The sequence below is a fragment of the Bacteroides clarus genome, from assembly GCF_015555825.1.
GTDB lineage: Bacteria > Bacteroidota > Bacteroidia > Bacteroidales > Bacteroidaceae > Bacteroides > Bacteroides clarus.
In genome coordinates this window covers 145,933-163,743 of the sequence record NZ_JADNLF010000010.1, presented here as the reverse complement: position 1 = coordinate 163,743, position 17,811 = coordinate 145,933, and the positions used below count along the sequence as shown (strand labels likewise).

Genomic DNA, 17,811 nt, shown 5'->3' with positions numbered 1-17,811 from the left:
GTAAATCTGTTCAAAGATCGCTTCTTTTTGAAGAATGCTCCTTTTCAAAAGCGGATGCAAAGGTAAAAACTTTTAAGTATATCTTCCAAATATTTTCGGAAGTTTTTTTTTAAAATTCTTTTCTCATTCAAAACAACTCTCTTGCGAAAGGAAGAACTAAGAAAAGGTTGTCTTTACCGCCCGGCTTTAAAAAAGTATTTCAATCAACGCTGCTTCCTTTTTGAAAGCGGGTGCAAAGGTAAGAACTTTATCTCATATCTTCCAAATGTTTTCGGAAGTTTTTTTTTCATTTTTCTTTTTAAAGGGGAAAGTTTCGAAAGAAACCAACCGGTTAAGGAAGAAAAAAGTAAAGATTCTTACTCCGTTTCTGTCAGAATGTCAATCAAACGCCGCTCCCGTTCTCGAAAGCGGATGCAAAAGTAGAGGATTTTAATATACCGACCAAATATATCTTTCACTTTTTCCTAATATTTTTGAAACTTTTTCCTAACTCGCTGATTAGTAAAGATGTTGTAGAGCATAAAACAAAACAGAAAACAGGCCGATGAAAGGAAGGGACACATTATAATACATGCGTGCGTGCGGGCACGTAAGCGAGCGCACACGTGTGTACATACGCACATATATATATTCACAGAACCTTAAACACTCACGCTTTTATATAAACCACAGACCTGCCGGCACCACGCATACGGATAGCACCGGAACTTACAAATTCCTGCAAATCAGATATTGCACGCCGCCCCGTAACATGGACAAGACCTGCATATTCAGCACGGGTAATGCATACATTGGCATCCAGAAAGTCCAGCATACTCTGTTTTCGTACATCCATATCTCCCACCGCTTTCGGTTTCTCCGGAAAAAATCGTTTATCGGCGCGTTCAAGTTCCATTTTATTGGATACATAACGTTTAAACTCCACGCCGGGACGAAATTTCACCGTAGACATTTTGATTGACTCTGCACGAATATCTTTTTTCGTCATGGCAGGCCGGGTACACTTCAACGAGGTGCTGAAGAATCCAAGCCCTTCTATCTCCACCGTGTAGCCATCCGCCAGCCAATCGCCGAGCGCGGTAGAGATAGCCTGCATAATACCCACAATCATTGCATGAGGCATGTGCTCCTCACGAAAGACCTGATTCATAAAGTCCTTACCGGAAATGGTTCCTTTTGAACGGACACGTGCATGAAGCGGTTTCGGTTCTTCACCCTCAGGGACCGGCGTCTCATAAAAATCATAATAAACACTCATAAGCTCTATATTTTAATGGTTTATTGAGAACAGGGAAGAACAGACCGCAAATGTCGGAAAGGTAAACTCTGAAGTCAACAGGAATGAGCAACAAAGATACGGATAATTATTCGTACCACAGCCGTGTTACTTAATTACTTCATCCGTGTTCTTTTCATACAACAGCTGTTGTATGAAAAGAACACGGATGAAGTAGGATTAGTTTTCCGTATATCTATCTTCTTGAAAGTTCATATATCATCTACATTTATCAGATAATCCTTATCTATTAAAACATAACGATACCCCCTTGATATACATTGCTCTAAATTATACCTATTAGTACGGCTTACATCTTCGAACGTTATATCCGTCGACAGCCTCTTTTCTATGACACTCTCCTTATCCAATATATCTTGAAAATGAAGTCTTATATATTCCTGACTGAATATTAGGCAGAGATATTTTATATGCTTTACATATTCATCCGTAAAGTCCTTTTCCCAACCAAAAGGGATATAGCATCCTTCAATAATCAGGTTTTGGGAATTTTCAATGCAGGTCTTTATCATCTCCCGGACAATAGGCCACAGATAATTTGTCAATTCCATATCACTGCTATCGGCAGGCAATGTGCATTGCTTGCTTCTGATAAGCCCCATCTTCAAATGGTCTATCGACAAGTAAGGATATTTATATTTCTCCAATAGTTTTTGTGCCAACAGGGTCTTTCCCGTATGTGTGTCTCCTGCAATAAGAATAATCATATATTTTGAGTTAGGTACATAAAGTGCGGTACTATCAATCGGGCGGTTTCTATATAATCTATATTCTTTCCCAATGTCTTTGAGTCATCACATTTACATAATATTCGCAAATATAGGAAAAATGATTTATCTCCACACATAGGGAAAGAAAGTAACCGAATCTTCGTTTTCGGCATAATGGCGATAATCCATCGGCGTTCACGAATACGGATAAATATGGCGATACAAATAAAATATTAAAACCTCGGTGTGACAAAACCGAAAAATCATGCGACAGATAGAGAAAATATCAACCTAATTATTTATCTTTGTTAGCTTGAAAAGTTAGCATACCAAAAACAATAAAACAATGAAAGATTTCTTGAAATTTACGCTCGCCACCGTAACGGGTATTATCATATCGAGCGTCGTGTTGTTTTTCATCAGCATTCTCGTAGTTTTCAGCATGGTTTCATCCTCGGAATCGGAAACGCAAGTGCGTAAGAATTCCGTCATGATGCTGGACTTGAACGGTACACTGACCGAACGCAGCCAGGAGAATCCGCTGGATTTCCTTATGAAAGAAGACTACAAAACGTATGGACTGGACGATATTCTTTCTTCTATCAGGAAAGCGAAAGAAAATGAAGATATCAAAGGTATTTACATTCAGGCAACTTCACTGGGAGCCGGATTCGCTTCGCTGGAAGAAATTCGAGACGCGCTGAAAGACTTCAAGGAATCGGGTAAATTCATCGTGGCTTACGGCGATACTTACACGCAGAACCTTTACTACCTGTCCAGCGTCGCGGACAAAGTGCTGCTGAACCCGCAAGGTATGCTCGAATGGCGAGGACTGGCAGCTACTCCGATGTTCTTTAAAGATTTACTGGAAAAAATCGGTGTAGAGATGCAGATATTCAAAGTGGGTACATACAAATCCGCAGTAGAACCGTTCATCTCCACTGAAATGAGCCCCGCCAACCGCGAGCAGGTAAATGTATATCTGTCTTCCATTTGGGGACAGATTACGAGTTCCGTTGCCGAATCGCGCAACCTTTCTTTAGAAGCGCTGAATAAGGAGGCAGACCGCATGCTGATGTTCTACCCGGCAGAGGAGAGCGTGAAGAACGGATTGGTGGATACCCTGATATATAAGAATGATGTACGCGACTACCTGAAAAACATAGTAGGTATCGACAAAGACGACAACATGCCGGTGCTGGGTATTCAGGACATGATAAACGTAAAGAAAAACGTACCCAGAGACAAGAGCGGAAACGTGATTGCCGTATATTACGCGTATGGTGAGATTGACGGCGGTTCGTCCGCCTCTACCGACGAGGGCATCAATTCCGAAAAGGTTATCAAAGACTTGCGCAAACTGAAAGATGATGAAAATGTAAAGGCCGTCGTGCTGCGTGTGAACTCTCCGGGCGGTAGCGCATACGGCTCCGAACAAATATGGTACGCCATAAACCAACTGAAAAAAGAAAAACCCGTAATCGTATCTATGGGTGACTATGCCGCATCCGGCGGTTACTACATCGCCTGCAACGCCGACACCATCGTTGCCGAACCTACCACGCTGACCGGCTCTATCGGCATCTTCGGAATGATGCCCAACGCCAAAGGGCTGACCGAAAAACTCGGTGTGAGCTTCGACGTAGTAAAGACCAATCCGTATGCCGATTTCGGCAACCTGACCCGCCCGATGAACGATGGTGAGAAAGGATTGATGCAGATGTACGTCAACAAAGGTTACGAACTTTTCCTGACCCGTTGTTCCGACGGACGCGGCATCAGCATGGAAGAGTTGGACAAGATAGCGCAAGGCCGCGTATGGACAGGAAGCACTGCCAAAGAGCTGGGACTGGTGGACGAACTGGGCGGTCTGGACAAGGCTTTGGAGATTGCCATTGCCAAAGCGGGTGTAGACGCTTACACCGTAATGAACTATCCTAAGAAAGAGGGATTCTTGGAAAGCCTGATGAATACGAATCCCGGAAATTATATCAAGGCTCGCATGCTGAACGGAAAAATGAACGATGTGTACCGTCAATTCAGCATTATCGAGAACTTTGACAAGATAGACCGTATACAGGCACGTGTACCGTTTGAACTGAACATACAATAAATTTAAATGAGAGATGCATCCGTAAAAATACACCATTGGCTATATCCCCTGTCCTGGCTCTACGGGATAGGAGTATGCTTGCGAAATAAACTCTTTGACTGGGGCTGGCTCCGGTCAAAGAGTTTTGACGTTCCTGTGATATGTGTAGGCAATCTTGCCGTAGGTGGAACGGGCAAGACGCCACATACGGAGTATCTGATAAGGTTATTGCAGAGTGAGGGCGTAAATGTGGCGACACTGAGCCGCGGCTACAAACGAAAAAGTAAAGGGTATGTACTGGCAACCGCCGAGAGCAGTGTACAGAAAATCGGTGACGAGCCGTATCAGATAAAAAGCAAGTTTCCGGACATACGGGTGGCGGTAGATGAAAACCGCTGTCATGGTATCGAGCAGTTGCTTAAATTGAAAAGTCCCGCTGTGGATGCAGTGCTGCTGGATGATGCTTTCCAGCATCGCCACGTAAAGGCGGGAATGAATATTCTGCTGACCGACTACCACCGGTTGCTTTGTGATGATGTCCTACTGCCTGCGGGAAGACTGCGCGAACCTGCCTGCGGGAAGAACCGCGCCCAGATAGTCATTGTAACGAAGTGTCCGGATGACATCAAGCCGATAGACTTCAACATTATTACCAAAAGGCTGCATTTGTATCCGTACCAGCAATTGTATTTCTCCAGATTCCGCTATGGCTCGCTACTACCGTTATTCCCCGAAAAGACGAAAGAGAGAATATCCTGTACGGGAAGCGAGCAGGTACTACTCGTTACGGGCATCGCCTCTCCCGCCCCGCTGGTGGAAGAAGTGGAATCGTACACTCCCAATGTCAATCTGCTGGAATTCGGCGACCATCACGACTTCGGCGAAAAAGACCTGCAACTCATTGAGGAGCAATTTGCCCGGTTGAAAGAGGGCAAAAGACTGATTATCACAACGGAAAAGGATGCTACCCGACTGAAAAATCATCCGGCTCTGAACGAAATGCTGAAACCGTACATTTATGTACTCCCCATCGAAATAGAGTTTTTGCAAAATCAACAATATATATTTAACCAAAACATTATTGGCTATGTTAGAACGTATTCAAGAAACCGCAGCTTATCTGAAAGGTAAGATGCACACGCGTCCTGAGACAGCGATTATCCTCGGAACCGGACTTGGCAGCCTTGCAGGCGAGATTACCGAGAAGTATGAAATAAAGTATGAGGATATTCCCAACTTCCCCGTTTCTACGGTAGAGGGACACAGCGGTAAGCTGATTTGCGGCAAGCTGGGCGATAAAGATATTCTGGCCATGCAGGGACGCTTCCATTTCTACGAGGGATATTCCATGAAAGAAGTGACGTTCCCGGTGCGTGTGATGCGCGAATTGGGCATCAAGACCTTATTCGTTTCTAACGCCAGCGGTGGTACGAATCCTGATTTTGAAATCGGCGACCTGATGATTATCACCGATCACATCAATTTCTTCCCCGAACATCCGCTGCACGGCAGGAATATTCCTTACGGCCCGCGTTTCCCGGATATGAGCGAGGCCTACGATAAAGAACTTATCCGTAAGGCGGACGCAATTGCCGCCGAAAAGGGTATCAAAGTACAACATGGCGTGTACATCGGTACGCAAGGGCCTACGTTTGAAACTCCGGCGGAATACAAAATGTTCCGTATCCTGGGTGCGGATGCGGTAGGTATGTCTACCGTTCCCGAAGTAATCGTTGCGAACCACTGCGGCATCAAGGTGTTCGGCGTATCGGTTATCACGGACTTAGGCGTGGAAGGCAAGATTGTAGAGGTGTCTCACGAAGAGGTGCAGAAAGCTGCGGATGCCGCACAGCCGAAGATGACGGAGATTATGAGGGAGTTGATTAACAGAGCGTAAGTAAATAAATAGTTGAAAGTTGATAGTCGGGAGTTGAAAGTTGCCGTGCAGTGTAAGTATGTAGTAACTATTCGCTTTCAACTATCAACTTTCACCTTTCAACTAATTAAGATGAGAACAGAAATAGCAACTCTCGGTGAGTTCGGCCTCATCCGCCACCTGACCGAGGGTATCGAATTAAAAAACGAATCAAGCCGGTACGGCATCGGTGATGATGCCGCCGTCCTCTCCTACCCGGCGGACAAAGAAGTACTGGTTACCACCGATTTATTACTGGAAGGCGTACATTTCGATTTGACGTATGTGCCTTTGAAGCATTTGGGGTATAAAGCGGCCATAGTGAATTTTTCCGATATATATGCCATGAACGGTACACCCCGGCAAATCACCGTTTCGTTGGGACTGTCCAAACGTTTCAGCGTAGAGGATATGGAAGAACTGTATGCCGGCGTCCGCCTTGCCTGTGAGGAATATGGCGTGGATATTGTGGGCGGCGACACGTCTTCTTCTTATACGGGGCTTACAATCAGCATCACTTGCATTGGAGAAGGTGAAAAAGGAAAGGTCGTATATCGCAACGGTGCCAAAGAGACTGACCTTATCTGCGTTTCCGGTGACTTAGGTGCAGCTTATATGGGTCTGCAACTGCTGGAACGTGAAAAGAGCGTCCTTAAAGGTGGCGACAAAGATTTACAACCTGATTTCGCAGGCAAAGAGTATCTGCTGGAACGGCAACTGAAACCGGAAGCCCGTCGCGATATTATTCAGAAATTGGCTAAAGAAGGTATTCAGCCTACTTCCATGATGGACGTTTCCGACGGATTATCTTCGGAATTACTGCATATCTGCACGCAAAGCAAGGTCGGTTGCCGCATTTATGAGGAGCATATCCCTATCGACTACCAAACTGCTGTTATGGCAGAGGAATTCAATATGAACCTGACGACTTGCGCCCTCAATGGCGGCGAAGATTACGAACTTCTGTTCACCGTGCCTATTGCCGACCATGAGAAAGTGTCTGACATGGAAGGTGTCAAGCTGATAGGCCATATCACTAAACCGGAATTAGGTTGTGCCCTTATCACCCGCGACGGACAGGAATTTGAGTTGAAAGCACAAGGCTGGAACCCGCTTAAAGAGGAATCCGCTACTTCCGAGGCGACAGAGGATATGGAAGATTCTAAAGAATAGAACTGAAAAGCAAAGGGTAGAGCTGAAAAGCCGAGTAAAAAACGGACAAACAATGTTCTTACAAAGTTTTTCAGTATTTTTTCTAAAATAAAAAACGCTGATACTTAGCCACGTAGCCAATTATCAGCGTTTTTTATCTCTTAACCTCTTGCATAGTCCAAAACTTTCACTACCTTTGCAACCGCAAAAGAGATAGAAATGGTGCCATAGCTCAGTTGGTAGAGCAAAGGACTGAAAATCCTTGTGTCCCCGGTTCGATTCCTGGTGGCACCACTTTTAAGAAATGATGTAATCCTTGAATTTCATTGAAATTCAAGGATTTTTTGTTAATGGCCTTACCAAATCCTTTTAACTATGATTGACTCACAGTATATCTTTCCGGCAACACTTTCTGCCCTGACAATTTTGGCAACGGTACTGAATTTTACAGCACATTTTTCGAATGGTGAATATCTTTCATGGAAAGCATTCAACAGAATATCATTTGCTACCCTTCTCTCCATGACTGTGTGCATTTTCGCCTGGATGATTCACTCACGGGCAGGGATGTTATCATCGCTTCAATTAGTAGAAAATAATCTGGGAAATATGGCGCTGATAATTCTGGGAAGCATGTTTGTTGTATATCAAGAGTTTATATTGTTCAAGAATGTGTTGTCCTGGATAGGACGTAATGCATTGCCAATGGATTTAGGCTATTCCTTATACGCTATTCTTGTTCCATTGGTAGTGATGATTATCAAAATCCCATTCAGCAGCCCGCTGGATATGTTTCCCAAGAATAACATATGGGGAGCGTTATGTTTCGACTTCGGCTTCTGGCACTTTATGACGGCACTTTCACTGGTATATGCCATTATTATGATTGTTATTCAATTCATCCAGTTCGTTACCGTGCTACGGCAGAGCCGTAAACGTCTTCTATTGGTATGTGTAATCTATTTCCCGGTAATGTTTTCCTTATTCATATTGTCGATGTATGCCGTAATAGGAGTAGTACTTCTCTTCATCATAAAATTCGCATTGAGTGTCATGGAAGAGAATAGCAGGAAATAAATTAAATAAAGATTACTCTATATACATCAAACATCTATTATCCTTCTTTTTAAAACGCTTCAACCGTTCCAGCTTCTCGCTTTCACTTTCTTTGGCAGGAAACGTTACTTGACCAGTGTCCTTGTTATAATCGTATAATTCCTGTGCAGGAACCACATAAACTTGCTCCGGAGCACCATTTACCCACCCAAAGCCAAAAACGTAAAACAGACTTTTTATCGGACGGTTCAGTTGGTTAATATTCATATACACCTCATACTTCTCAATATCCTTCCTCTCAAGATAAAATCCTACTTTACTTCTCCATTTACATTCTACGGCTATTATCTCTCCGACCTTATAAATCCTGCTCCTATCTACAGCACATTCCAATAACAAATCCGGAGATGAAGAAGACAGAGGCCGGTATCCCTCAACATATTTATCGCCTCGCCAATCCAGAAACCGCCAGAATATTTTTCCTGCATTCAAGTCAGAGCACCCATCTTTACTGATATTGGAATTTTTCACAACCCACTCTTCAAACCTATCTCCCAAATATTTATTCTTGTTCCTTTCTTTAAAGTATTGAAAAGTGTCCATAAACCGATATTGAAAAACATTCACACAGTCATCTATAAACCTATTTAATATTTTCATTGCCATAACAAACTGCTTCTATATCATTATTCATTATCTATGAAGGTGTTTCAGGGAGCTTCATTACCTCGGTACAGATGCGGCTCACAATAAACCACCTGCAAAAATAAAGCAATATTTATTTCAAACAAATATTTACAAATAAAGAATAAACATTCTTGACTAGAAAAGCACAAAACAAACACCAAAATAAAAAATCAGACTTTTTTCTGTTTTTCCCAATTCTTTCCAGATTCCTTTCCCATCTTTGCAATACGAAAACAAATAAAGTATTAATCATTAAAAATAAAGAAGTATGAAAAAGTTTATTATGATGTTAGTTTGTATGTTTGCAGTGCACACAATGGTAATGGCAGATAACGATAAACCGATACAGGTAAATCAGTTACCGGTAAAAGCGCAGACATTTATCAAGACTCATTTCAAAAACCATAAAGTGGCATTAGCCAAAATGGAATCGGGAGTATTCTACAAAAGCTATGATGTAGTCTTTACAAATGGAGAAAAAGTAGAATTCGATAAAGCGGGAGAGTGGAAAGAAGTACGGTGCAGGCAAAGTGAAGTTCCCGCACAAGTTGTACCGGAAGCAATCCGTAATTATGTAAAGGCCAACTATCCGGATGCAAGAATTCTCGAAATAGAATTCGATCACAATGAATATGAAATAAAATTGTCCAATCGTTGGGAAATTACATTCGACTCTCAAATGAGAGTAATCGATATCGACGATTGACAATGCCTACTCCCAAAGCATGAGAGATTAAAATTCAAAAGTACAAAAACAGTTGTTCGAGTAAACTCCGAACAACTGTTTTCGTTTAAAAGCCAAATGCATATCGGCCGGCAGATTATCAACTCTTTTGAGAGCAAATAACACATTATTTAATAGTAGCTCTCCAAACATTTCGTACATCATGAAAAATAAATGCCGCAATAAGAAAATAAACACTTTGATTTTTATACTTTTACACTCATTAAATAGCAAATTCAAATTATATAAACGATGGATAATTTAACTAATAATAAAAATATATTCCAGTTGGAACTGCCTTATGAAAAGAAAAACGGACACAGCATAATCCAAGAATTCATAAACAACTACCCTTACGGTATTCAAGACTTAGTCAAATTGCTCGAATGTGGTTATCAAATTACTTATGAAGATAGAAAAATCATGAAAGAGCAGTTCCCCGCCGACACTTATAAATATTATGCTACTTTCTCCAGATTAGCATTCAAATTGTATCAGGAAGGGCATGCTGAACTAATAACATCTCTAATTACTTCCGGAGCAGACCTTTCAGGAACAATTTATACGATTGAAGCATTACTTTCCAACAAACCCGAGTATTTCAGTTTTCAAACCAATGTATGGGTATGTATCGTTAATAACGCAATAACCCATTACAAAAATCATTGGATATTTTGTGAGGCAGCACTCAAACAAAGCGGTAAATGGGAAGAGGTTTATAAAGCAGAGTCATTCCTAAGAAAACACAACAAATTAGATAAAAATGAAATTGTAGAATGGAAGAGACCCAAAGAATACAAAATATTAAAGCTGCTCTATCCTCAATTGCAAGTACCGACTGTCCACTTCTTAGAAGACGAACAGCCCGACCGTTGCCAAACGGCTATCTCCCTTTTTCACAAAACCGAACTATCAGATGTGTTGGAAACATTAAGCACAAGTATAGAGAAAGAACGTCCGGTTTGGGGATATCATCACATAACCGGTGCTACTGCTGAAGAGAAAATCAATACACTATGGCATACATTTCCCCACGAAGAATTTCTTGAGGCATTGTTTTACCTCGCTGATTACAAACACTCTTCTTCCATTCTCAACCTACTGATAAAAGATGAAGCTAATGAAATTAGAGATGCCATACACGCCCCTAATACACTTCATAAGTTACAAACAGGGCTGGAAGTCGGAAGAATATATCATCCGGAGTTTCTACTTCTATTATGGGAGTTAGGATACAGGCACAAAAAAATGGAAGATTGGCAAAAAGACAATAGCCTGACAAATACTACGAAAATGAAACTTTATTGTTTAGACAAACTATTCAATAATACACTAAACATTGATTTAAAAGAGATATTAAGTAATAGTATTATCCAAGCAGTGTGCCTGATTGAAGACATCAGGAATAACCGCATTACTTTCACCAATCATCCTAATTGGAAATCGCGTATAAACAGTATACGCAGTGTATCCAATCATCCCCTAAATAATTATTGGGGATACATTGATATGGCTTTAGATAATTTCCATACAAAAGAAGGACAAAGCATGAGAACGTATCTATGCCAGAGAGAACCGGGAATCAAACTTGATAATAAAGAGGAGACTATTGTCAAAGAGACAAACCTTTATAAGGCATTGACTATTTTATATCCAGATATTTATAATTAAACCATACTTATAAATACCGCTGCCCTTTACTAGAAAAAGAAGAATCCCTAAGAACATTATATTCCACCGAAAACAACATTCCGGAGCAGGACATTTACAGCCCAAACTATACATACCAGAGACGATGATATTCGGACAAAGATTGAATAGCGTAAGCAGTCAAAAAAACAAATATTTCGTTATTCGCAACGGCAATAAGTATTTGCACCGCATGTACAACGAGGCAATAGTTGCTCACTCAATTCATCGCGATAGAACTCGTACAGTTGTCGATACATTGTTTCATAGAGGGTTGCTATTTGTTGCTCTTGTTCACTCTCACTTTGAAAACGATTTTTAAAAGGGTCTTCAAAATTAAAATGCGCTTGCCGTTTGGCATTGAGGGTAAGGAAGCTCAGTTCTTCCCCAGCTTCTTTACACAAGGAAACAACATAGTCCCATGACCGATGTACATATGCTCCGACACCGGAAGGCTTTTTACACGATATGCCATAACCGTTTTGCTCCATCACATTGCATACAGCATCGGGAACGCAATTTCCTTCCATAACTCCTGCCGTAGAAATATTCATCCCTCTGCCAAATGCGTACAGGAGTTCTTGTGCGATACGGCTACGGCACGTATCTTCATTACTTATTAATAATATATCCATTGTGTGTTATTTTACCTGTTCTAAATATTCACCATATCCTTCTGCCTGCATCTTGTCTTTAGGGATAAAACGTAAAGAGGCACTATTGATACAATAACGCAATCCGCCTTTATCGGCAGGACCATCTGTAAAAACATGTCCCAAATGGGCATCACCTGTTTTGCTGCGAACTTCCGTACGTACCCTTCATCTTCGCTTTACGTGCCAGATCGAACAGCGCAGGATTGATATGACAATAGCCACCCGGATTTTTATCCAGATAATCTTGATGATACTCTTCTGCCGGATAAAAATTCTTCAACGGTTCAATCTCTACCTCCAACGGACGGGTATAGTTGGCTGCCAGACGGTTAACGGTTTCACGGATAACAGACAGGTCCGCGACATCTGTATAATAGATGCCTGTACGATATTGAGTTCCACGGTCATTGCCCTGACGGTTCAGACTGTTAGGGTCAATTGTTTTGAAGTAAAGGTCGATAAGAAAAGGCAGGTCTGCCTTATCGGGGTCATACTGTACTTTTACTGTTTCGGCAAAGTTTGTAGTACCGGTGCACACCTGTTGATAGGTAGGGTTGACTATATTTCCGTTTGCATATCCCACCCGGGTAGCTTCTACCCCTTCTATTTGTTTCAGAAAATGTTCGGTTCCCCAAAAACATCCCCCTGCCAGATAAATCTCTTTCATTGGCTTCATATCACTTCTCCTTTCCGCCTGATTTGCCGGTTTACCGGCACAGGACAGGCAACTTATTAGCATTACAAAAATAAAGATTATTTGTTTCATACCACTTATCGTATAAACTGTAAAAACAAAAAAGTCAACACAATGGTTGACTTTTCCAAACAATATGTCTGCAACGATATCATCAGAAACTGAATTTCTCCAGTTTCATAGAGGCAATATCCTGTATTTTAGGAACTAAGGTTACAAAATGTGTAGCCTTTTCGTGCGCAGCCAAAGATTCCTCGTCTTTCCATGTTTCGCAAATCATAAGAACATCTTCACGGGTTGCACTTTCAAAAATATCATAGGCAATGCAGCCATTATCTTTCAAGGAACAAGCTACCAGTTCGTTTGCCATTTCCATTACAGCAGCACGGTTATCCGCACTTACTTGAATAAAAACATTCAGTCTAATCATACTCATATCTATTTTAAATGCGCCGCAAATTTATATAGAATAAATAAGAAGTCCGTTACGATTCTGTGTAATGAATGTAAATCTCATAAAAAAGAATTCCGGTTCATAATGAATCTGAATTCTTATATTACAACAATGTATAGCGTGCTTATGACCTTACTTCTTCCCGTACTCCCCGCCGTTCCATAATATCCGCCATGTGCTCCAATGCCCAACCTACCAGTGATTCGATATGCGGCATCAAGCTATATCCCGTTTCCGTAAGGGAATATTCCACACGTGGAGGAACTTCCGCATATACTTTCCTGACTATCAGCCCATCCGTTTCCAACGAACGCAGCGTAACCGTAAGCATACGTTGTGAAATATCACCGATTGTTTTCTGAATATCACAGAAACGCATCGTACCATTCGTCTTTAATGTAACCATGATAAGCATTGTCCACTTATCTCCCAACTTGCTCAAAACATCCCGTATCGGGCAACTACCTATATGATGAAAGTTTTCCATTTTTTAACTTTTACTAATTGTCTGAACGCCAACAATGGTTACATCGCTGTAACTATCTAACATTCAAGTGCCTTCTTGTTTACAACCAATAGGAAACCTAACTTTGCAGCACAAAAGTAATAAACTTACTGAAAATAACTATTGTTTCACTTAATAATTAAGATTATGACAAAGAAAGTTGCGATTTTGGCAGTAAATCCGGTAAACGGGTGCGGTTTGTTCCAGTACTTGGAAGCGTTTTTTGAGAATGGCATTGCTTATAAGGTGTTTGCGGTGGCAGACAGCAAGGAAATCAAGACCAACTCCGGTATCGCTCTGACAGCAGACGATGTGGTAGCCAACCTGAAAGGACATGAAGATGAGTACGATGCGCTTGTATTTGCTTGCGGTGACGCCGTCCCCGTATTTCAACAGAATGCCGACAAACCGTATAACGTTACCATGCTGGAGATCATCAAAACATTCGGTGGAAAAGGTAAAATCATGATCGGACACTGTGCAGCCGCCATGATGTTCGATTTTACGGGTATCACCAAAGGCAAGAAAGTAGCCGTTCATCCATTGGCGAAACCCGCCATCCAAAACGGAGAAGCAACCGACAATCCTTCCGAAGCAGACGGGAACTTCTATACCGCTCAGGATGAAAACAATATCCGGAGCATGATAGAAAAGGTAGTAGCAGCCCTAAAAGCATAAGCAATACGTGAAAGCCCTGTACGATGAGACATTCTAACGAATACGGGGCTTTCTTTTTATCTGTAAAACACATACGCACTCACAGAGATTATTTGTACATTTGTTGCATCGTACTTAGATGCAGTATCCTATGAAAGTCAAGATAGAAGAGAGCTGGCGGCAGCGTTTACAAGAAGAATTCGACAAGCCCTACTTTGAGAGATTGGTATCATTTGTGAAAAGCGAATACGGACGCTCCAATGTGCTTCCGCCGGGACATCTTATCTTTCATGTTTTCAACTCATGTCCTTTTGAGAAGGTAAAAGTGGTTATCTTAGGACAAGATCCCTACCCCACCCCCGGACAATATTACGGAATATGTTTTTCCGTACCGGAAGGAGTAGCTATACCGGGTTCACTCACCAATATCTTCAAGGAGATACATCAGGATTTGGGCAAACCGATTCCTACTTCCGGTAATCTGGACCGTTGGGTAGCTCAGGGAGTACTCTCCATGAATTCTGTCCTTACGGTACGCGCCCACGCAAGCGGTTCGCACCGTAATATGGGCTGGGAAACTTTCACAGACGCGGTAATCAAGAAATTAAGTGATGAACGGGAACATCTCGTATTCATGCTTTGGGGAGCGTATGCCAAAGAAAAGGCAACTTTGATAGACAGCAGTAAGCACCTTATACTGACAACCGTCCATCCTTCGCCTCGTTCCGCCGAATACGGTTTCTTCGGATGCAAACACTTTAGCAAAGCCAACGATTATTTACGAAGCAAAGGCATTGAGGAGATAGATTGGTAAGAAAAAGCCCGATTTTACAACACTCCGTTCACCCCGCTGCCGAACAATGCGAAATCTCCCAAACAAGGGTCATCCGGAAAGACCTCCGCCAAAGCCGCAGTTATGTTCCGCGCATTTTTAAGAGAGAATGTTTCCGTATCGGTAAGCCCTAAAAGATAAGCTACCCTACAAACATGGGTATCTAAGGGAATCAGCAAGTCACGACGGTCAAAGCTGTCCCAAATGCCGAAGTCCACTTCCGATTCTTTTCGTATCATCCAGCGCAGAAACATATTCAGCTTCTTTTGAGGGCTCTTGGCTGAAACTTCCAAAAATGCGCACAGCTTCTCCATCGGTGTACCCGAATAGCCCAACAAGGCGTTTTCCAAACTATCAAACTGAGAATAGGCAGCATGCAACCGGGCGAAGTAAGTATAAAAATCCGCATGAGAAAGCATACGGTAAAAACTGCTCTTATCTGTCGGTCGGAAATCTTCTTTCCATTGACAGGACAAGACATACCGATAAGGTGAAACTCCCATTAATTGATGCAGTTCATCCGCTTTTTTCAATATCTGTTTGCGATTTCCAAAACTCATTATAGCTGTGAGCAAACCGCTAATCTCAATATCCTGTTTCTGCGTATACCGATGTGGAAACTGAACAGGATCACCTTGTATAAAGGCGGCGCAATGATATTCTCTTGCCCATGCCAAAAGTTGCAATCGTGTTTTCTCGGTCATGCCTTATAAGATTCAGCCGTTTGCAGTTTCTGTCTTTGCCTTTCTATCCAATTGCTGTAATCCCGCCACAATCCATACAGCGACAACAAAAGGTGCAGTGAGAGTTGTTATCCCCCATTCCATTCCGCCTATCTGAAGCAAAACGGACAGCAATACGGCCATTACAGCCCCCACACCGCCTTTCCATGTTTTATCCCCCAAAGCAATGGCGCACAACACACCGTTATATCCCATCAATCCGGCATTCAGAGCGGCATAATCCACTCCAAGCAGCAGGGCGAAGGGAATGGGAAGCAATGCCCCCAATATGGTATAAAGACCATTGATACGGGAATTCACCAAGATACCCAGCAGAAAGAACACCCCTGCCAACACAGTATTTCCCTGAAACATTACCTGACCGATATTCAGACAAAAAGCCTGTAAAAAAGAAACCGCCTGAGCCGTCACAGCATCTCCGGAAGGCAGTAACAAAGACGGCATCATCCAATTGCAAGTAACCAACAATATCCACACAGAAATAATAAAGGGAGCGGTGAACCCAGATACCAGCCGCTGCAAACCAAAAAGACGGGCTATCCAGGTAGACAAGCACGAGCCTGCAACCAACAGTAATAGGGAAGCAACAGTAATCGGCATAAACACCCCGATTGCTATTCCCACCAAAGTTCCGTTAAACCCGTAAAGTCCGTTCCGTATATCTTCGCGACTATAACCGGAAAAATAAGCCGCCAATGTACTTACAACATTACCTGCAATCGCCAACAAGGCCATTTGCCAAGAATTCAGAAGAACACCTACCAACATTAATAACCCTGACAGTGCATTATTCTGAAACATCACCTGCCCTATACCGCGTCCTAAAATAAGTAAAGCTCCTTTCATATACTTTTTCAAAAGCTATTTATATAATATAATTCCATTGCAAAAGTACATATATTTTATCTTTACAGACAAACTAAACAATGATTATTAACAACCTTCCGTTCAATAAATATGTGATAAACCATATTTATAGCAACATCGGACAAGTCCTCTATCCCTTTTCCCCTTATTTTTGCATCGTGAACAAACCGATAGAATATATGGAAACCAAGAAGACAACCCGGGAAGAGTATCAAAAATGTGTGAATGCAGTGGTAGATTATATCAATCTCCACCTCGGAGAAGAAATCGACCTGAAATCACTGGCCAAGATTTCCCATTTCTCTCCTTTCTACTTTCACCGCATCATGAAAGCTTTTTTGGGCGAACCCATAGGTACGTTTATTGTCCGGACACGTACCGAAGCAGCTGCACGGTTGTTGCGTCATTCCGAACTGCCGATAGCCGACATCGCTTATCGCATCGGTTATTCGTCACCCTCGTCGTTGTCTAAAGTGTTCAAACAGTTCTATGGTATTTCACCTTTAGAATATCGTAACAATAAAAACTTTGTAATTATGAAACCAGCCATTATCCGTCCGGAACTCAAACTAAAACGAGAAATCAAAGAGCTCCCGGCCCGAAACGTGATTTATATCCGATTATTCGGAGACTATAAACTGAATGATTATTGCGGCACATGGATACGCCTTCAACAGTTTATCCAAGAGGAGAAACTGCCAATGGGAGAAGTGATGCCCTATTGTATTTATCATGATGACCCCAAAGTAACTCCGGTAGAAAAACTGCGTACCGATGTATGTATGGTTATGCCAGCTGCCGTAACACCTAAAGGTGATATCGGCTTCAAACAGCTTCCGGCAGGACGTTACGCCATATTCCTATATAAGGGGTCTTATGAGCACCTGCAAGCCGTGTACGATACAATCTATGGAAAATATATCCCTGAAATGGAATGTACTTTCAGAAATGAAGCCAGTGCCGAACGATATCTGAACAATCCTGCAGAAACAGCACCGGATGAACTGTTAACAGAGATTTATATTCCTATAGAATAAATTTCGATACCGAACTTTCATTATAATATTTATAAGTTTATGAT

General features: G+C 42.0%; 18 protein-coding genes, 1 tRNA gene and 1 pseudogene. 11 read left to right on the top strand and 9 right to left on the bottom strand.

All coding sequences use genetic code 11. The features are described from left to right. Positions 1 to 649 precede the first annotated feature (649 nt). Together I2F54_RS12205 and I2F54_RS12200 are read right to left on the bottom strand one after the other, a co-directional pair. Positions 650 to 1,258: an HU family DNA-binding protein gene (locus I2F54_RS12205; protein ID WP_195501351.1), complete on the bottom strand. Its 609-nt coding sequence runs from the start codon at positions 1,256 to 1,258 to the stop codon at positions 650 to 652. Between the two features lie 230 nt (positions 1,259 to 1,488). Continuing rightward, complete coding sequence (locus I2F54_RS12200) at positions 1,489 to 2,004, bottom strand: adenylate kinase (protein WP_195501350.1); 516 nt, start codon at positions 2,002 to 2,004, stop codon at positions 1,489 to 1,491. A 349-nt stretch (positions 2,005 to 2,353) separates the two neighbouring features. Here I2F54_RS12200 and sppA point away from each other — a divergent pair, with 349 nt between their 5' ends. The 6 genes from sppA to I2F54_RS12170 all read left to right on the top strand — a co-directional run bounded on the left by sppA (position 2,354) and on the right by I2F54_RS12170 (position 8,243). Next, complete coding sequence (gene sppA / locus I2F54_RS12195) at positions 2,354 to 4,120, top strand: signal peptide peptidase SppA (protein ID WP_195501349.1); 1,767 nt, start codon at positions 2,354 to 2,356, stop codon at positions 4,118 to 4,120. A 6-nt stretch (positions 4,121 to 4,126) separates the two neighbouring features. Beyond that, on the top strand, positions 4,127 to 5,230 hold the full coding sequence (gene lpxK / locus I2F54_RS12190) for a tetraacyldisaccharide 4'-kinase (RefSeq protein ID WP_195501348.1): 1,104 nt from the start codon (positions 4,127 to 4,129) through the stop codon (positions 5,228 to 5,230). Further along, positions 5,187 to 5,996, top strand: a complete 810-nt coding sequence (locus I2F54_RS12185; protein ID WP_022217892.1) for a purine-nucleoside phosphorylase — start codon at positions 5,187 to 5,189, stop codon at positions 5,994 to 5,996. The genes lpxK and I2F54_RS12185 overlap by 44 nt, the downstream gene beginning before the upstream one ends. A 111-nt stretch (positions 5,997 to 6,107) precedes the next feature. Next, complete coding sequence (gene thiL / locus I2F54_RS12180) at positions 6,108 to 7,187, top strand: thiamine-phosphate kinase (protein WP_022217891.1); 1,080 nt, start codon at positions 6,108 to 6,110, stop codon at positions 7,185 to 7,187. A gap of 200 nt (positions 7,188 to 7,387) precedes the next feature. After that, positions 7,388 to 7,460 (top strand) — tRNA-Phe (locus I2F54_RS12175). 81 nt (positions 7,461 to 7,541) lie between these two features. Continuing rightward, positions 7,542 to 8,243: a hypothetical protein gene (locus I2F54_RS12170; RefSeq protein WP_195501347.1), complete on the top strand. Its 702-nt coding sequence runs from the start codon at positions 7,542 to 7,544 to the stop codon at positions 8,241 to 8,243. Between the two features lie 12 nt (positions 8,244 to 8,255). Here I2F54_RS12170 and I2F54_RS12165 read toward each other — a convergent pair whose 3' ends face one another. Then, on the bottom strand, positions 8,256 to 8,888 hold the full coding sequence (locus I2F54_RS12165; protein ID WP_195501346.1) for a hypothetical protein: 633 nt from the start codon (positions 8,886 to 8,888) through the stop codon (positions 8,256 to 8,258). 289 nt (positions 8,889 to 9,177) lie between these two features. On the opposite strand from I2F54_RS12165, the gene I2F54_RS12160 reads away from it, so the two are divergent. Together I2F54_RS12160 and I2F54_RS12155 are read left to right on the top strand one after the other, a co-directional pair. Then, complete coding sequence (locus I2F54_RS12160; protein ID WP_195501345.1) at positions 9,178 to 9,615, top strand: PepSY-like domain-containing protein; 438 nt, start codon at positions 9,178 to 9,180, stop codon at positions 9,613 to 9,615. A 270-nt stretch (positions 9,616 to 9,885) separates the two neighbouring features. Continuing rightward, a complete protein-coding gene (locus I2F54_RS12155) occupies positions 9,886 to 11,304 on the top strand; it encodes a DUF7829 domain-containing protein (RefSeq protein ID WP_195501344.1) in 1,419 nt (472 codons plus the stop codon). Positions 11,305 to 11,483: 179 nt separating this feature from the next. Here I2F54_RS12155 and I2F54_RS12150 read toward each other — a convergent pair whose 3' ends face one another. From I2F54_RS12150 to I2F54_RS12130, 4 genes and pseudogenes are all read right to left on the bottom strand, one after another. Continuing rightward, a complete protein-coding gene (locus I2F54_RS12150) occupies positions 11,484 to 11,957 on the bottom strand; it encodes an arsenate reductase/protein-tyrosine-phosphatase family protein (RefSeq protein WP_195501343.1) in 474 nt (157 codons plus the stop codon). Between the two features lie 6 nt (positions 11,958 to 11,963). After that, a pseudogene (gene msrA / locus I2F54_RS12140) lies at positions 11,964 to 12,744 on the bottom strand (peptide-methionine (S)-S-oxide reductase MsrA). A gap of 82 nt (positions 12,745 to 12,826) precedes the next feature. Continuing rightward, on the bottom strand, positions 12,827 to 13,102 hold the full coding sequence (locus I2F54_RS12135; RefSeq protein WP_195501354.1) for a putative quinol monooxygenase: 276 nt from the start codon (positions 13,100 to 13,102) through the stop codon (positions 12,827 to 12,829). 148 nt (positions 13,103 to 13,250) lie between these two features. Further along, positions 13,251 to 13,613 (bottom strand): winged helix-turn-helix transcriptional regulator, encoded by a 363-nt coding sequence (locus tag I2F54_RS12130; protein WP_009123282.1) that lies wholly within the window; start codon positions 13,611 to 13,613, stop codon positions 13,251 to 13,253. Positions 13,614 to 13,778: 165 nt separating this feature from the next. Between I2F54_RS12130 and I2F54_RS12125 the strand changes: the two genes are divergently transcribed. After that, positions 13,779 to 14,309: a DJ-1/PfpI family protein gene (locus tag I2F54_RS12125; RefSeq protein ID WP_195501341.1), complete on the top strand. Its 531-nt coding sequence runs from the start codon at positions 13,779 to 13,781 to the stop codon at positions 14,307 to 14,309. A gap of 130 nt (positions 14,310 to 14,439) precedes the next feature. After that, complete coding sequence (gene ung / locus I2F54_RS12120) at positions 14,440 to 15,102, top strand: uracil-DNA glycosylase (protein WP_195501340.1); 663 nt, start codon at positions 14,440 to 14,442, stop codon at positions 15,100 to 15,102. Positions 15,103 to 15,116: 14 nt separating this feature from the next. Here ung and I2F54_RS12115 read toward each other — a convergent pair whose 3' ends face one another. Further along, entirely contained in the window at positions 15,117 to 15,824 is a 708-nt protein-coding gene (locus tag I2F54_RS12115; RefSeq protein ID WP_195501339.1) for a TIGR02757 family protein, read from the bottom strand. A 12-nt stretch (positions 15,825 to 15,836) separates the two neighbouring features. Next, positions 15,837 to 16,709, bottom strand: a complete 873-nt coding sequence (locus I2F54_RS12110) for an urea transporter (RefSeq protein ID WP_195501338.1) — start codon at positions 16,707 to 16,709, stop codon at positions 15,837 to 15,839. Positions 16,710 to 16,909: 200 nt separating this feature from the next. Between I2F54_RS12110 and I2F54_RS12105 the strand changes: the two genes are divergently transcribed. Beyond that, positions 16,910 to 17,767, top strand: a complete 858-nt coding sequence (locus I2F54_RS12105) for an AraC family transcriptional regulator (protein WP_195501337.1) — start codon at positions 16,910 to 16,912, stop codon at positions 17,765 to 17,767. Positions 17,768 to 17,811: the final 44 nt, after the last annotated feature.

Coding starts and splice junctions, on each gene's coding strand:
- I2F54_RS12205 (WP_195501351.1), bottom strand. CDS start 1,258: ATGAGTGTTTATTATGATTTTTATGAGACGCCGGTCCCTGAGGGTGAA.
- I2F54_RS12200 (WP_195501350.1), bottom strand. CDS start 2,004: ATGATTATTCTTATTGCAGGAGACACACATACGGGAAAGACCCTGTTG.
- sppA (WP_195501349.1), top strand. CDS start 2,354: ATGAAAGATTTCTTGAAATTTACGCTCGCCACCGTAACGGGTATTATC.
- lpxK (WP_195501348.1), top strand. CDS start 4,127: ATGAGAGATGCATCCGTAAAAATACACCATTGGCTATATCCCCTGTCC.
- I2F54_RS12185 (WP_022217892.1), top strand. CDS start 5,187: ATGTTAGAACGTATTCAAGAAACCGCAGCTTATCTGAAAGGTAAGATG.
- thiL (WP_022217891.1), top strand. CDS start 6,108: ATGAGAACAGAAATAGCAACTCTCGGTGAGTTCGGCCTCATCCGCCAC.
- I2F54_RS12170 (WP_195501347.1), top strand. CDS start 7,542: ATGATTGACTCACAGTATATCTTTCCGGCAACACTTTCTGCCCTGACA.
- I2F54_RS12165 (WP_195501346.1), bottom strand. CDS start 8,888: ATGGCAATGAAAATATTAAATAGGTTTATAGATGACTGTGTGAATGTT.
- I2F54_RS12160 (WP_195501345.1), top strand. CDS start 9,178: ATGAAAAAGTTTATTATGATGTTAGTTTGTATGTTTGCAGTGCACACA.
- I2F54_RS12155 (WP_195501344.1), top strand. CDS start 9,886: ATGGATAATTTAACTAATAATAAAAATATATTCCAGTTGGAACTGCCT.
- I2F54_RS12150 (WP_195501343.1), bottom strand. CDS start 11,957: ATGGATATATTATTAATAAGTAATGAAGATACGTGCCGTAGCCGTATC.
- I2F54_RS12135 (WP_195501354.1), bottom strand. CDS start 13,102: ATGATTAGACTGAATGTTTTTATTCAAGTAAGTGCGGATAACCGTGCT.
- I2F54_RS12130 (WP_009123282.1), bottom strand. CDS start 13,613: ATGGAAAACTTTCATCATATAGGTAGTTGCCCGATACGGGATGTTTTG.
- I2F54_RS12125 (WP_195501341.1), top strand. CDS start 13,779: ATGACAAAGAAAGTTGCGATTTTGGCAGTAAATCCGGTAAACGGGTGC.
- ung (WP_195501340.1), top strand. CDS start 14,440: ATGAAAGTCAAGATAGAAGAGAGCTGGCGGCAGCGTTTACAAGAAGAA.
- I2F54_RS12115 (WP_195501339.1), bottom strand. CDS start 15,824: ATGACCGAGAAAACACGATTGCAACTTTTGGCATGGGCAAGAGAATAT.
- I2F54_RS12110 (WP_195501338.1), bottom strand. CDS start 16,709: ATGAAAGGAGCTTTACTTATTTTAGGACGCGGTATAGGGCAGGTGATG.
- I2F54_RS12105 (WP_195501337.1), top strand. CDS start 16,910: ATGGAAACCAAGAAGACAACCCGGGAAGAGTATCAAAAATGTGTGAAT.